This window comes from Bradyrhizobium sp. Kon69, assembly GCF_055807515.1.
In genome coordinates this window covers 1-237 of record NZ_JBVVOS010000575.1, presented here as the reverse complement: position 1 = coordinate 237, position 237 = coordinate 1, and the positions used below count along the sequence as shown (strand labels likewise).

Sequence of the window (237 nt, the reverse complement as noted above, 5' to 3'; positions counted from 1 at the left end):
CGGCGTGAGGCGCCCGAGTACATCATCGGTTTTGGCGGCATTGCGCCGCTCAACTACCTGACGGTGCCGCGCATCAACCTCGGTTATCGCTTCGCGGTCGAGGCCTGGGGGCAGGGCTATGCCACCGAGGTGGGGCGCGACGCCCTGGTGCTGGCGTTTGAAACATTGGGCTTGCCGGAGGTTTTCGGGCTGGTTCGACCGGACCATGCCGCCTCGATCCGAGTGTTGGAGAAGATC

The 237-nt window shown here is 64.6% G+C and carries 1 protein-coding gene; it reads left to right on the top strand.

Going from position 1 to position 237, the window contains the following annotated elements:
- Positions 1-237: GNAT family N-acetyltransferase (locus tag AC0L3U_RS40205; protein ID WP_473365243.1), on the top strand; the 237-nt coding region annotated here is incomplete at both ends.